The sequence below is a fragment of the Actinomycetospora aeridis genome (genome assembly GCF_037400275.1).
Taxonomy (GTDB): domain Bacteria; phylum Actinomycetota; class Actinomycetes; order Mycobacteriales; family Pseudonocardiaceae; genus Actinomycetospora; species Actinomycetospora aeridis.
In genome coordinates, this window is sequence record NZ_JBBEGL010000007.1 from 21,456 (window position 1) to 33,936 (window position 12,481).

15 protein-coding genes and 1 pseudogene are annotated in these 12,481 nt (G+C 73.4%); 9 read left to right on the forward strand and 7 right to left on the reverse strand.

All coding sequences use genetic code 11. The annotated features are described in order from the left end of the window. Positions 1 to 33 precede the first annotated feature (33 nt). Together WCD41_RS23605 and WCD41_RS23610 are read right to left on the reverse strand one after the other, a co-directional pair. The gene (locus tag WCD41_RS23605) at positions 34 to 681 is read right to left on the reverse strand and encodes a response regulator transcription factor (RefSeq protein WP_337717070.1); all 648 of its coding nucleotides are present in this window, start codon (positions 679 to 681) and stop codon (positions 34 to 36) included. Continuing rightward, the gene (locus WCD41_RS23610) at positions 672 to 2,648 is read right to left on the reverse strand and encodes a sensor histidine kinase (protein WP_337717071.1); all 1,977 of its coding nucleotides are present in this window, start codon (positions 2,646 to 2,648) and stop codon (positions 672 to 674) included. Before WCD41_RS23610 ends, WCD41_RS23605 begins: the two co-directional genes overlap by 10 nt. Before the next feature lie 582 nt (positions 2,649 to 3,230). On the opposite strand from WCD41_RS23610, the gene WCD41_RS23615 reads away from it, so the two are divergent. The 3 genes from WCD41_RS23615 to WCD41_RS23625 all read left to right on the forward strand — a co-directional run bounded on the left by WCD41_RS23615 (position 3,231) and on the right by WCD41_RS23625 (position 4,444). Further along, entirely contained in the window at positions 3,231 to 3,599 is a 369-nt protein-coding gene (locus WCD41_RS23615) for a hypothetical protein (protein ID WP_337717072.1), read from the forward strand. A gap of 61 nt (positions 3,600 to 3,660) precedes the next feature. Beyond that, complete coding sequence (locus tag WCD41_RS23620; RefSeq protein WP_337717074.1) at positions 3,661 to 4,020, forward strand: hypothetical protein; 360 nt, start codon at positions 3,661 to 3,663, stop codon at positions 4,018 to 4,020. A 40-nt stretch (positions 4,021 to 4,060) separates the two neighbouring features. Beyond that, the gene (locus WCD41_RS23625; RefSeq protein WP_337717076.1) at positions 4,061 to 4,444 is read left to right on the forward strand and encodes a hypothetical protein; all 384 of its coding nucleotides are present in this window, start codon (positions 4,061 to 4,063) and stop codon (positions 4,442 to 4,444) included. Between the two features lie 66 nt (positions 4,445 to 4,510). On the opposite strand, the gene WCD41_RS23630 is transcribed toward WCD41_RS23625, so the two are convergent. Beyond that, on the reverse strand, positions 4,511 to 5,374 hold the full coding sequence (locus tag WCD41_RS23630; protein ID WP_337717078.1) for a PhzF family phenazine biosynthesis protein: 864 nt from the start codon (positions 5,372 to 5,374) through the stop codon (positions 4,511 to 4,513). 142 nt (positions 5,375 to 5,516) lie between these two features. Between WCD41_RS23630 and WCD41_RS23635 the strand changes: the two genes are divergently transcribed. From WCD41_RS23635 to WCD41_RS23645, 3 genes and pseudogenes are all read left to right on the forward strand, one after another. Continuing rightward, positions 5,517 to 6,380, forward strand: coding sequence for an SDR family oxidoreductase (locus WCD41_RS23635; protein ID WP_337717079.1), 864 nt, complete (start codon positions 5,517 to 5,519; stop codon positions 6,378 to 6,380). Then, positions 6,377 to 7,093, forward strand: a complete 717-nt coding sequence (locus WCD41_RS23640) for a 3-keto-5-aminohexanoate cleavage protein (RefSeq protein ID WP_337717081.1) — start codon at positions 6,377 to 6,379, stop codon at positions 7,091 to 7,093. Before WCD41_RS23635 ends, WCD41_RS23640 begins: the two co-directional genes overlap by 4 nt. Before the next feature lie 140 nt (positions 7,094 to 7,233). Further along, positions 7,234 to 7,881: pseudogene (locus WCD41_RS23645) on the forward strand (DUF6777 domain-containing protein); the annotation flags it as partial. 1,106 nt (positions 7,882 to 8,987) lie between these two features. Here WCD41_RS23645 and WCD41_RS23650 read toward each other — a convergent pair. Beyond that, positions 8,988 to 9,377, reverse strand: a complete 390-nt coding sequence (locus WCD41_RS23650; protein ID WP_337717527.1) for a DUF5997 family protein — start codon at positions 9,375 to 9,377, stop codon at positions 8,988 to 8,990. Between the two features lie 42 nt (positions 9,378 to 9,419). Here WCD41_RS23650 and WCD41_RS23655 point away from each other — a divergent pair, with 42 nt between their 5' ends. Beyond that, positions 9,420 to 10,112 (forward strand): LysR family substrate-binding domain-containing protein, encoded by a 693-nt coding sequence (locus WCD41_RS23655; RefSeq protein WP_337717083.1) that lies wholly within the window; start codon positions 9,420 to 9,422, stop codon positions 10,110 to 10,112. A 72-nt stretch (positions 10,113 to 10,184) separates the two neighbouring features. On the opposite strand, the gene WCD41_RS23660 is transcribed toward WCD41_RS23655, so the two are convergent. Next, complete coding sequence (locus tag WCD41_RS23660; RefSeq protein WP_373695188.1) at positions 10,185 to 10,562, reverse strand: TOBE domain-containing protein; 378 nt, start codon at positions 10,560 to 10,562, stop codon at positions 10,185 to 10,187. A gap of 60 nt (positions 10,563 to 10,622) precedes the next feature. Further along, positions 10,623 to 11,024, reverse strand: coding sequence for a DUF5313 family protein (locus tag WCD41_RS23665; RefSeq protein WP_337717088.1), 402 nt, complete (start codon positions 11,022 to 11,024; stop codon positions 10,623 to 10,625). Between the two features lie 71 nt (positions 11,025 to 11,095). Between WCD41_RS23665 and WCD41_RS23670 the strand changes: the two genes are divergently transcribed. Together WCD41_RS23670 and WCD41_RS23675 are read left to right on the forward strand one after the other, a co-directional pair. Further along, a complete protein-coding gene (locus tag WCD41_RS23670; protein ID WP_337717090.1) occupies positions 11,096 to 11,632 on the forward strand; it encodes a MarR family winged helix-turn-helix transcriptional regulator in 537 nt (178 codons plus the stop codon). Positions 11,633 to 11,642: 10 nt separating this feature from the next. After that, complete coding sequence (locus WCD41_RS23675) at positions 11,643 to 12,053, forward strand: VOC family protein (protein WP_337717092.1); 411 nt, start codon at positions 11,643 to 11,645, stop codon at positions 12,051 to 12,053. 15 nt (positions 12,054 to 12,068) lie between these two features. Here the strand turns inward: WCD41_RS23675 and WCD41_RS23680 are convergent, their stop codons facing one another. Then, entirely contained in the window at positions 12,069 to 12,479 is a 411-nt protein-coding gene (locus WCD41_RS23680; protein ID WP_337717094.1) for a hypothetical protein, read from the reverse strand. Positions 12,480 to 12,481 lie beyond the last annotated feature (2 nt).

Here is a 12,481-nt window from a genome sequence, read left to right on the forward strand (position 1 = left end):
GGTGGGCACGGCACGCAGGGGTGCTCAGTGCCGCTACTGACGGCGCGCGGCGCGCAGGTACGCGAGGACGGCGTGCACGCGGCGGTGGCTGTCGGCGCCGTCGGGAAGGTCGAGCTTGGCCAGGACGTTGCGCACGTGCGTCTCGACGGTGCGGCCGGTGAGCACGAGCCGCTGCGCGATGCCCGCGTTGGTGAGGCCCTCCGCGACGAGCGCGAGCACCTCGCGCTCGCGCTCGGACAGCGTGGCGAGCGCGTCCCCGCCGCCCGGGGCCAGCAGGGTCGCGACCACCTGGGGGTCCAGCGCCGATCCCCCGCGCGCCACCCGCTCGGCGCCGGCCAGGAACTCGGCGACGTCGAGCACGCGGTCCTTGAGCAGGTATCCGAAGCCGCCCGCGGAGGCGAGCCCGACGACGCCGTCCGTCTCGATGTGCTGCGACAGGACCATGACCCCGACCGACGGACGCTCGGCGCGCAGCGCGGCGGCGGCACGGATGCCCTCGTCGGTGAACGTGGGCGGCATGCGGACGTCGACGACGGCGAGGTCCGGATGCAGGGCGTCGGCCATCGACAGCAGGCCGGCGCCGTCGCCCGCCGTCCCGACCACGTCGTGCCCCGCGTCGGCGAACAGGCGGGCGAGTCCCTCCCTCAGCAGCACCTGGTCCTCGGCGATGATCACCCGCACGGCAACACCGCGCTCACCCGCGTCCCCGTGCCCGGCGTGCTGTCGATCTCCAGCCGGCCGCCCAGCGCGTCGACCCGGTCCGCCAGCCCGGCCAGCCCGGACCCCGCGCGCAGGCCGGCACCCCCCACGCCGTCATCGGCGACGACGACGCGCAGGCAGCCGTTCTCCCGCCCCGCCGACAGCGACACCGTCGTGGCGCGCGCGTGCTTGACCACGTTGGTCACGGCCTCGCTGGCGAGGAAGTAGGCGGCGGCCTCCACGTCGCCGGGCAACCGGTCGACCACCGCGTCGACGTGCACCGGCAGCGGAGCGCGCGCCCCGAGGTCGGTGAGCGCGGCCGCCAGGCCGCGGTCGAGCGCGGCGGGACCGAGGCCGCGGGCCAGCTCCCGCAGCTCGTCGATCGCCCCACCCACCTCGGCCACGGCGCCGTCGAGCAGCACCGAGGCGTCGTCGGTCGGCGACAGCCGGTGCTGCACGTGGCGCAGCGTCAGGCCCACCGACACCAGCCGCTGCTGCGCACCGTCGTGCAGGTTGCGCTCGATGCGCCGCCGCTCGGCGTGGGTCGCGGCGACGATGCGGGCGCGCGATTCGCGCACCCGGGCCAGTTGACGGCGCACCTCCACCCGCAGCCGGGCGATCTCGACGGCCAGCCCGAGCGTCTCCAGCACCGCGCGCAGCAGCGCGGGCCGTTCCGGGTGTGCGTGCAGCACCATGGCCAACTGCTGCGCGCCGCTGCGGACGGGCGTGCGCTCGCGACCGTCGTCGGGCAGCTGCTCGTGCTCCACGCCGGCCGCGTCGGCGAACACCTCGCCGTCGGGCATCCAGAAGTACAGCTCCACGGTGTCGTCACTGACGGCTTCGGCGAGCACGCGGCCGACCTGCTCCGGTGCCGCCCGTCCCGCGCGGACCTCGCCGAGGAAGTGCTCGGCGTGGCGCAACCGCTCGCTGCGGTCGCGGTCGAACCGGCGATCGACGACCCGCTGCACCCGCCCCCGCAGCGGCCGGAACGCGACGGCGACCGCGAGCGTCGCCGCGGCGGTCGCCCAGTTCGAGCCCGTGCCGACCGCGACGCCCACGGACAGCGCGATCACGACGTAGACGGCCGCGAGCAGTCCGGTGAGCACGGCGTAGACGACCGTCCGGTTGATCAGGACGTCGATGTCGTAGAGCCGGTAGCGCAGGACGGCGACCGTGACCGCCGAGACGATGGCGACCTGGGTGACGGACGCCGCCAGGATCGTGGCCTCGGCGACGGCGCCGGTCACCAGGAACTCGACGAGGCAGGTCACGAAGGTCACCGGCATGAGCACCGCGGCCAGCGCGAACCAGCGCAACTGCGCCCGTGCGAGGCCGCTCGACCGGCGGTAGCGGGCGACCACCGCGGCGATGGCGACGAGCAGCGGGGCCAGCAGCACGAACTCGCCGACGGTCAGCAGGTCGGCGACGTCCGCCACGGGCAGCGGGTTGGACAGCCTGTCGAACGGCGCATAGAAGGGGCGCGGGTCGAAGATCGCCAGGACGAGGAACCCGCCGAAGGCCAGCGCGACGACCGCGGCGACCGGGCGCCATCGCGGCGAGGCCAGCCGCCCGTCGGGGAACAGGAAGGCCAGCCCGACCAGCCCTGCGTAGAACGTGGGCCACCCGCTGTGCACCCACAGGGCGGCCCAGGCGGTGATCGGGGCCTCGGGAGCGCTCGCCACTCCCTGGCCGCCCACGTGCCAGGCCGCGGCGTAGAGGGCGGCGGCGCACGCGCTGACCAGCAGCAGGCCTCCGATGCGGTTGCCCGGGACACGCGTGACGATCACCAGGCCGGCCACGGCACACGCCAGGACCGGCACGCCGAGCACCACCGCCCGCGCCACGCCGGGTTCGGGCACGGGGCTGACCAGCGCGTGCGTCACCGTCGCGGCAGCCACCAGCGTGGCCCCCGCCCCGGTGAGCCACGCGACGCCCCGTCCCGCCCGCACGTCCGGCAGTGTCCCGCCTCCCGCGGGTGCGCGGAACAGTGCTGGCACGTAGCGGAGCCGTGCACGCCGACCATCGCGGCGGCCCCGCGCGCCGGTCCACGCCGGCTGGCGTCGAGTTGGCGGTCGCTTCGCTGGGAGGCGCGACGACGGCCGGAGAGGTCGCGCTCACCAGGGACGTCTTCGCGCTGATGGAAACGCTTCGAAGATCGAAGCATCGCCACCGCACAGTCGCCCGCTGCTCGCCGAAACCCTCGTCCGCGCCCGAGCGGGGAGAGCGGCTCGCTCGCTCGGCGGTCCAGATCGCTGTTCTGGTGACGATCCACGTCGAATCTGACATCGATCGTCAACGAGACGGCGATGAGGGTGGTGCCGAGGAGGCGCCATATCCAGGTGATCGCGGAGAGTGATCGGTTGGGGATCATGCCCGCAGCCCGGCAAGCGCCGAACGAGTGAGTGGCCTGGGCGTTCGAGTGACGCCGTGACACCAACGGGTCCAGATACTGGCACTGTTTCGCTACTCGACACGTCGGGGCCGGCACCACTCCGAGAGTGGTGGGCGATCGTCGCGAGCAGGGGAGAGCCGTGGCCACGAGACTCTGCGACTACGCCACCGTGGTCGGGAGCGACCCCATCCGCATCCCGCGGACTCCGGCAGGTGTCTCGTTCTCGCTGACACAGGGCTTCGACACCGGCGGCCGCTACGGCGCGAGCACGGCATTCCTGGTTCTCTGCGCGCGTCTTCTGCTCGGCAAGGCGCAAGTAGCTGTGAACGGTGAGCTCATCGGAACGATTCCAAGGACTGAAGGGCTCGAGTTCGAGACACAGATCATGTTCTTCGACCCACATCACCTCAGTGAGGAGCGAGGCCCCAACAACATCCTGTCCTTCACGCGCGTGAGCGACGACTTCGAGCTGTGCAACATTACCTGCTTCTTCCATCAGTTCGGTTGACACAGAGCCGCGGTGAAGGTCGACCCCTGGACGAGGGAGAGGATGAACACGATTGGCCACCATGCTGGCGGACTTCGCCTCCGTCGTCGGCAACAACGCCATCGTCGTGCCCACGATCTCCACGGGGGATGATCCGTTCGTACTGCCCGGCTTCCAGACGGAGGGTCGACGCAGAGATCACGAGGCCGTGCTCGTCTACTCGGTACGTCGCGTGCTCCGAGACACAGAGGTGCACGTCAACAACTCCAGGGCGGGCGCCATCACCCGCGCCGTCGATCCCGATCTGTATCGCACCCAGATGATCGTCTTCCCGGGCTCCTACCTCTGGGGGAACTCGAGCCAGAACAAGATCGTCCTTCGGGCGGTAGGAGAGCGGTTCGAGATCAAGGACATGGTCTGCTTCTTTCATCAGGACGACTGAACCGAGAGGGGCTGGGAACGATGAGCATGGGCGCGCCGTCATGGCCATGACACTGCTAGGCGATTTCACCGCGATCAGCGGGAACGACGTGATCTCGGTGCCGAAGAGCGCGCCCGGTACAGAGGTCTTCGTCTCGACTTTCGACACAGGTGGGTGCCAGCGATTCGGCAGTGCACTGCTCATGTTGTCCGTACGGCTTGTCGGGACCCAGGAGGCGTCGGCGGACGTACTCGTCAACAGCGCATCAGCAGGGATAGTCGTCGCGGCCTCGACGAACGAGTTTCGGGTAAAGATTCTGACCTTCCCGGCAACGTCGCTCCGCGCTGACCGCGGAGAGAACAACCGGATCAGCTTGAGCAACGTGACTCAGCCGCTCGAGATCAAGACGATCCTGTGCTTCTTCCACCAGGCAACCGACGGGTAGAGCGATTCCGGACAAGGCCCGAGAAGGGCGGCGACGGCTCCTGCAGGCCGCATCCGTCGGGGATCGCTACCGATCCGTCCCCGAGTCGTCGCTCCTGCCGGCAGGCAGGTCGACGGTGCCGGCGATCCCGACGACGGTGTCCCCGCCCACCCAGATCTCGCCGTCGACGTCGGCCACGTGGACGCGGCCCCGGCGGTGGAGCCGGCTGCCCTGGGACGCGACGTAGCGCCGCGGCAGCCGTCCGGTGCCGATCAGCCACTGGGCCAGGGACGCGTTCAGGCTGCCCGTCACGGGGTCCTCCCCCAGCCCGTTCTGCGGGACGAACGCCCGGACCTCCAGGGCCACCGGAGAACCCGGCTCGTACAGCCCGGCCACGCCGATCGAACCGAACGGGGCGAACGCGGCCCTGTCGGGCTCGAGCGCGAGCACCGCGGCCGCGTCGCGCAGCAGCAGCGCCACCCACCCCGGGCCGTTGTCCACCCACTGCGCGTCCACGACCTCCTCGGGCCCGACGCCGAGAGCCCCGGCGAGGTGCGCCACGTCCGCGCCGTCGACGGGACCGCCGCGGACCAGCGGTGGGGCGGCGAACGCGAGCCGGGCCCCCTCCCGCCGGATCTCGACGAGGCCGACCCCGCACTCCTGGACCACGTGGTCCCGCGCCGGCTGCCCGCCCGCCTCGAGCCAGGCGCGCGCCGAACCCAGGGTGGGGTGCCCGGCGAACGGCAGCTCCCGGACCGGGGTGAAGATGCGGACGCGGTAGTCCGCCGCGGGCGTCGTGGGCGCGAGCAGGAACGTCGTCTCGGCCAGGTTCGTCCACCGCGCGAACCCGGCCATCGTCTCGTCCGGGAGCCCGTCGGCCCCGTGGACGACCGCGACGGCGTTGCCCCGGGTCAGCTCGTCGGTGAAGACGTCGATCTGGTGGAACAGCATCCGCGCTCCCGTCGGTGTCGGTGTCGGTGTCGGTGTCTCAGGACACCCCCGCCGCCAGGGTCCGACGCCACCCTCGACCCTGCCGCGACGGCATCCTGTGCGATGTCGGTCTACCCGGAGGACGACGTGGAGGGAGAGTCGTGTGGCCGGTGACCCGCGCCCGACGATCGCCGTGACGGGAGCGACCGGGCGCCTCGGCGGCCGCGTCGCGCGCCTGCTCGCCGCGCAGGGGATCGCGCAGCGCCTCGCCGTACGGAGCCCCGAGCGCGCTCCGGAGCTGCCCGGCGCGGTGGCCGTCCGCTGCGCTTACGACGAGCCGGCGCAGGTCCGTGCGGCGCTCGAGGGCGTCGACACCGTCCTCATGGTCTCCGGCTCCGAGACCCCGGACCGCGTCGAGCAGCACCGGACGTTCATCGACGCCACCGCCGCCGCGGGAGCGCGCCGGCTGGTCTACATCTCCTTCTTCGGTGCCTCACCCGACGCGACGTTCACCCTCGCCCGCGACCACTGGGCCACCGAGGAGCACCTGCGCGCGAGCGGGCTGGCCACCGTCGTCCTGCGCGACAACTTCTACCTCGACTTCCTGCCCGAGCTCGTCGAGGCCGACGGCGTCATCCGGGGCCCTGCCGGTGACGGGCGCGTGGCCGCGGTGGCGCAGGACGACATCGCCGAGGCCGCGGCCGCGGTCCTCACCGACCCCTACGAGCACGACGGGGCGACCTACAGCCTCACCGGCCCCGAGGCCCTCACCCTCACCGAGGCCGCCGGCGTCATCGCCCGTCGGACCGGTCGCGCCGTGCGGTTCGAGAACCAGACCGTCGACGACGCCTACGCCTCCCGGGCCGGCCAGGCCCCGGACTGGCAGCTCGACGCCTGGGTCAGCACCTACACCGCCATCGCGTCCGGCGAGCTCGACGGCGTCACCGGCGACGTCCCGACCCTGACCGGCCACCCCGCGACGTCGCTGGACGATCTGCTCGCTCGAGCGCAGGGAGGACCCCGATGACCACGCTCCAGGCGGCGCTGTGCGGGAGCAGCGACCACCCGGCCGTCCCCCGGACGCCCGACGAGATCGCGGCCGACGCGGCCGCCTGCGTCCTGGCGGGCGCGAACCTGCTCCACCTCCACGCCTACGACGACGACGGCAACGAGTCGCTCGCCGCCGAGCACGTGGGGCGCGTGCTGCGGGCCGTCCGTGCCGCGTGCCCGGGAACCCTAGTCAACGTCACGACCTTCGCCGAGATCGAACCGGACCCGGAACGACGGTTCGCGCTCGTCAGCGAGTGGAGCGAGCTCCCGGATCTCGTGGCCGCCAACCAGGGCGAGGACGGCATCGACGCGCTCAGCGAGATGCTGGCCCGACGCGGGGTGGGGATCGAGGCGTGCCTGCTCTCCCTGGACGACGCCCACCGCTTCGTGCGGTCGACGGGTATCGCGGGCTTCGCGAGGGTGGTCGTCGAGCCCCTCCTCGACGACCCCGACGCCGCGGTCGCCCTCGACGCGGAGATCGAGGGGGTCCTCGCCACGGCCGGGGTCACCCTCGAGCAGCTCCACCACGGGGTCGGCGCGGCGTCGTGGCGCGTCGTCGAGCGCGCGGCCCGGCGCGGTCACGGCATCCGCGTCGGCCTCGAGGACCTCAGCACCTTGCCCGACGGGTCCCGGGCCACGATGAACGCCGAGCTCGTCCGGGCGGCCGTCGCCATGACCGCCGTGCCGTAGTACTCCCCGGGTGGCGGCGGGGTCGAGAGCCGCACGGCATCCCGGCGCCCGGGCCGCACCGGGAGTAGGGAGCCGCCGCCGGGAATGTGGGGATCAGGCACCGATGAGGCGATGGCCGGTGGGGCCGCATCGTTCACGGCATGACACAGATCCACGGGCACGTGACCCGTACCCCCGTCCCCCCGACCGGTCCGGACCCGCAGCCGACTCCCCCGCCGACACGCTCGTTCCCGCCGCCGGGTGCGGCCCCGCCGCGACGATCGCGACGGGTGAAGCTCGCCGCGGCGGCGGTCGCGCTCGCCGTCGCCGCCGGCACCGCCTTCACCCTCGAGCAGCTGGCCTCCGGCCCGGACAACGAGTTCCAGACCGTCTCCTACGCCGGGGAGAACCCCTTCACCGCGCCCGTCGGCAGCGACGTCCCCGGCACGGTGGCGGTGGCCGCCGGCGGGGAGCGACCCGCGGACACCCCGCAGATGTACGCCGCGGACCCGGCCGCTCCGGCCTGCGACGCGACCGCGCTGCTCTCGGCGCTGCAGACCGATCCGGCCCGGGGCACCGCGTGGGCGCAGGTCCAGCGCATCGCCCCCGACCAGCTGCCGGCCTACGTGCAGGGCCTGACGCCGGTGGTGCTGCGCTCACCCACCGCGGTGGTCGACCACGGCTACCGGGACGGCACCTTCGTGCGCACCCCGGCGGTGCTGGCGGCGGGCACGGCGGTGTTCGTCAACAGCTACGGCCAGCCCACCGTCAAGTGCTTCTCCGGCAACCCCCTCACCCCCGGGGAGAGCGCCGACCCGACCGTGACGACGGTGGTCCCGGCGCCCGCTCCCATCGCGACCCACACCTTCAGGAACCCGGTCACCGACGGGCCGGTGACCCGTCCGGGCAAGCCCGACACCACCGGCTCGGGCCCCACCCCTGTCCCCACCGACATCGGGGGCGGCATCGGTGACGGCAGCGGCGGCACCGCTGACCCCGGCACGCCCAGCACCCCCGGGCCCGCGGCGCCGCCGCTCTCCGGCACCTTCAACTACGACGGGTCGGTCACGCTCTCCGACGGGCGCCTCCAGCGGGCCGACGGCACGATCGTCGCCCTTCCCCAGCGGCCCCCGTCCAGCATCCCCCTGCCCGACGGCGGTTACCGGGGCACCGACGGCTTCTACTACAACCAGGACGGCTCGCGCCGGGAGATGATGAGGTTCGTCGGCAACGACGGCGAGGAGGTCTGGATCGCGCCGGACGGGCAGGTCGTCGACCGCGAGTACCGACCGACCAACCTCTCGCCCTATTCCTCGATCATCCGCAACTACGACGGCACGGTCACCTACGTCTTCCGGCCCAAGCCCGGTGTGGTGACGCTGCTGGTGGTGAGCAGGGACGGGACGCCGCGGAACGTCGTCCAGGGACGCGGCTTCGTCGACGGCACCTTCGTCGACGAGAACGGCAAGCCCGTCAACCACGACGGCAGCGAGCGCAAGGAGACCACCCTCCCCGACGGCGGGAAGATCCAGCCGAACGGGAGCCAGGTGCCGCCGCCCTCGTCGGGCACGCCGCGCTCCGGCGACCCGGACGTGCCGCCGGACGACCCGGGGCAGCCGCAGAGCGGCAGCGGCGGCGGACCGCGCACGCCGACCACCGAGACCCGGGTACCGACCCGGCGTCCGAACCCGGCTCCCCGCAGAACGGCGGCGTCGTCGGCCCGTCGGTGGACAGCGGCGGGACCACCACCGAGGACGGCGGGAGCACCGCCGGCACCGACGGGAGCGGCGGGACCGGCGCCGCCGACCAGGGCAGCAGCGGCTGACCCCTCACGACCCGACGCGGAGCCCAGGGCGGGCCTGAACGGTCTGCCCTGGGCTTCCGGCGCTCCCGGCACGCGGCCGTCGGACACGCCCTACCGGGCGCCGCCGTCGCCCGAGCGCTGGGCGCGCAGACGGGCCTCCTCGCGCTGCACCTCGGCACGGAGGTTGCGCTCGCGGCGCAGCCACTCGGGCTGCTCCTCCTTCAACGCCGTGATCTGGGCGGTGGTCAGCGGCTCGGTGATCTCGGCCCGGGCCAGACCGGAGATCGACACACCGAGCCGGTCCGCGACCACGGGGCGCGGGTGCGGGCCGTCACGGCGCAGATCGCGCAGCCACGCGGGCGGGTCGGCCTGCAGGGCGTCGAGCTCGTCGCGGGACACCACGCCCTCACGGAACTCGGCGGGCGTCGCGTCGAGGTGCACGCCCAGCTTCTTCGCCGCTGTCGCGGGCTTCATCGTCTGCCTCGTCCTCTGCCGCGCCATCGGCCCAGGTTATCGGGCCGGACCGGCCGATAGCCTGAGCCCGTGACCGAGCATGGCGACACCCCGTTCCGGCTCGGCTACGTCCCGGGCGCCACGCCGGGCAAGTGGGCACGGATCTGGGCCGAGCGCCGTCCCGACGTGCCCCTCGAGCTCGTGGCCGCGACCACGGACGAGGCGGTGGAGCAGATCCGGGCCGGGTCGCTGGACGCCGGCGTCGTCCGGCTGCCGATCGACCGGACCGGGCTGCACGCGATCCCGCTCTACACCGAGACCACCGTGGCCGTCGCGCCGAAGGAGCACGTACTCACCGCCGTCGACGAGGCGGTCCTCGACGACCTCGCCGACGACGTCGTCCTGCGGCCACTGGACGACACCCTCCCCTGGCCCGGCGACCGGCCGGGCCGGGCGGCCTCGTACGACCCCCCGACGACGGCCGAGGCGATCGAGCTCGTCGCCGCGGGGGTCGGTCTGCTGGTCGTCCCCCTGTCGCTGGCCCGCCTGCACCACCGCCGGGACCTCGCCCACCGGCCGATCACCGATGCCCCGCAGTCCGGCGTCGTCCTCACCTGGCCGGACGCGGAGAACACCGAGCTGATGGAGGAGTTCATCGGCGTCGTCCGCGGGCGCACGGCCAACAGTTCCCGCACCCCCCGCCGCTCGGACGGTCCGCCGGCGGGCGCCCCCGCCCCCGCGACGACGGGACGGCAACGGCGCCGGGCGGCCCGTCGTCGGTGACCCCGCCGGCACGACGCCGGCCGTCAGACCCGCTCGGGTCGGGCGTCGAGACCACTGACGCGGGGTCCGTGCCTACCGCGGCGTCTCGACGGTGACCATCGTCGACTTGATCACCGCGACCGCGAGGTCCCCCGGCTTCAGGTCCAGCTCCTCGACCGCCTCGGTGCTCATCAACGACACGATCCGCGCCGGTCCGCACTGCAGCTCGACCTGGGACATCACCTTGTCCGAGGTGACCGACGTGACCAGCCCGACCAGCCGGTTGCGCGCCGAGCGCCGCACCCCGGACGGGTCCTCGACCTGGTGCGCCCGGCGCTGCGCCAGCGCGGCGAGGTCCGCGCCGTCGACGACGCGCCGACCGGACGCGTCCTGGCCGGCCATCCCCTCGCTCTCGACGAGGCGACGCATCGTGTCGTCGCTGATCCCGAGCAGGTTCGCGGCCTCGGCCATCCGGTAGGTCGGCACGGGGCGCAGGCTAGTGACTGCCCGTCGGTCCGCGAGCACCCACGCTCAGGCGGCGGGCGGCGTCCGGTAGCGGGCGGCGTAGCGCTCGGCGGCGGCCGCGTCCCTGTCGGCCGTGCGCTCGGCCCGCGCGGCCGGCCCGGTGCCCGGCGGGTACCCGGCCTTCACCAGCCGGTGCTCCGCGGTCTCGTGCATGTAGCTGATCGAGAAGATCAGGCCCATGATCGCCCCGCCCAGCGAGCACATGAGGCGCAGCCAGAGCGGCCCGGGCACGAGGACGACGATGGCGACGACGAACGGGGCGACCTGGACGACGCAGCGCACGATGTGGCGCAGCCACCAGGTGCGGGTCGTGGTGTCGTGCAGGACCCACGACGCGTAGCGCGCGGGCAGCCCGCCGCCGAAGGCGTACCAGAGCCACTGCGCCGGGTTCGGTCGCGCGACGGACACTTCGGCCTCCGCAGTTGGGGCACCAACACTTTGCACACCAAGAGTGTGCTGCAGGCGCTATCGTCGTGTCGATGACGCCCTCGACACAGCGGGTGCCCGATCGTCCGGGCACCGACCCCGACGAGGGGACGGCCCCCGACCTCGGCGAGGTCGACCCGCTCGCCCTGGAGAACCAGGTCTGCTTCGCGCTCGCCGTCGCCGCTCGCACGGTGATCTCGGTGTACAAGCCGCTGCTCGAGCCGATGAACCTCACCCACCCGCAGTACCTGGTGATGCTCGCCCTGTGGCAGCAGGCACCGAGGACCGTCACCGAGCTCGGCCGGCTGCTCGATCTGGACCCGGGGACGTTGTCGCCGCTGCTCAAGCGGCTCGAGGCGGCGGGCTACCTCACCCGCGAGCGGCAGCCGGGCAACGAGCGCGCCCTCGCGGTCGGTCTCACCCCGGCCGGCGCGGCACTGCGGCAGCAGGCCGAGCGCATCCCGCCGGCCATCGTCGAACGCCTCGACATGGAGCTCCCCGAGCTCCGCGCGCTCCACGGCGCGCTCACCGAGGTCATCGCCGCCGCCCGCCGCGCGCAGGCCGACCAGGTCGGGGCCGCCCGCCCCTAGGCTGCCGCGCATGCGCATGCTCCACCTCGGGCTCCGCGTCACCGATCGGGACCGCTCGCTGGCCTTCTACACCGCCCTCGGCTACGCCGAGCTCGGCCGCGTCCCCGACACCGCGTTCGGCAGCGTCACCATGCTCGCGCTGCCGGACGACCCGTTCGCCAGCCTCGAGCTCGTCCACGACCCCGATCGGCCCGTGACCAGCACCGAGGCCGTCAACCACCTCGTCGTCCAGACCGACGACCTCGACGCGACGATCGCCGACCTCGCCGAGCGGGGCGTCGCCGCCGAACCGCCGTCCGCGCCCGGGCCGGGGCTGCGGACGTCCTGGCTGACCGACCCGGACGGCTACCGGATCGAGCTCGTGCAGTGGCCGGACGGACACCCCGCCGGCATGACCGCTGCCGACTTCGAGGGCGCGTGAGCGGGACCGCCCCGGTCAGGCGTTCGCGGCGTCGACGGCCTCGATGACGCCGAGGTCGTCGCGGACCGCCCAGTGCTCGGTGAGGTGCTCGCCGTCGGTGGCGAAGACGTGGAGCTGCTTCCAGGCGACCTGGGCGCCGCTGGGCGCCCGGTCCCCCAGCCAGGGCATCCCGCGTCCGACGTGCCGGCCGTGCAGTGTCACCCACACCGCGATCCGGCCGTCGTCGAGCCTGCCCCAGCCGTGCAGCTCCGCCCGGCGCTCCGCGAAGCTGGACTCGATCCAGCTCCAGACCATGTCCCAGGTCTCCGGGCCGCGTCGCCCGCTGACGTGGTCGTGCAGATCGCGCCGCATCATCGCCTGGAACCCGGGTTCGCCGTGCGCGATCCATCCGGCGTAGGCGTGCGCGACCTGCTCTGCCTCGAGCACGG

Coding starts and splice junctions, on each gene's coding strand:
- WCD41_RS23620 (WP_337717074.1), top strand. CDS start 3,661: ATGCTGGCGGACTTCGCCTCCGTCGTCGGCAACAACGCCATCGTCGTG.
- WCD41_RS23625 (WP_337717076.1), top strand. CDS start 4,061: ATGGCCATGACACTGCTAGGCGATTTCACCGCGATCAGCGGGAACGAC.
- WCD41_RS23630 (WP_337717078.1), bottom strand. CDS start 5,374: ATGCTGTTCCACCAGATCGACGTCTTCACCGACGAGCTGACCCGGGGC.
- WCD41_RS23640 (WP_337717081.1), top strand. CDS start 6,377: ATGACCACGCTCCAGGCGGCGCTGTGCGGGAGCAGCGACCACCCGGCC.
- WCD41_RS23650 (WP_337717527.1), bottom strand. CDS start 9,377: ATGGCGCGGCAGAGGACGAGGCAGACGATGAAGCCCGCGACAGCGGCG.
- WCD41_RS23660 (WP_373695188.1), bottom strand. CDS start 10,562: ATGGCCGAGGCCGCGAACCTGCTCGGGATCAGCGACGACACGATGCGT.
- WCD41_RS23670 (WP_337717090.1), top strand. CDS start 11,096: ATGACGCCCTCGACACAGCGGGTGCCCGATCGTCCGGGCACCGACCCC.
- WCD41_RS23675 (WP_337717092.1), top strand. CDS start 11,643: ATGCGCATGCTCCACCTCGGGCTCCGCGTCACCGATCGGGACCGCTCG.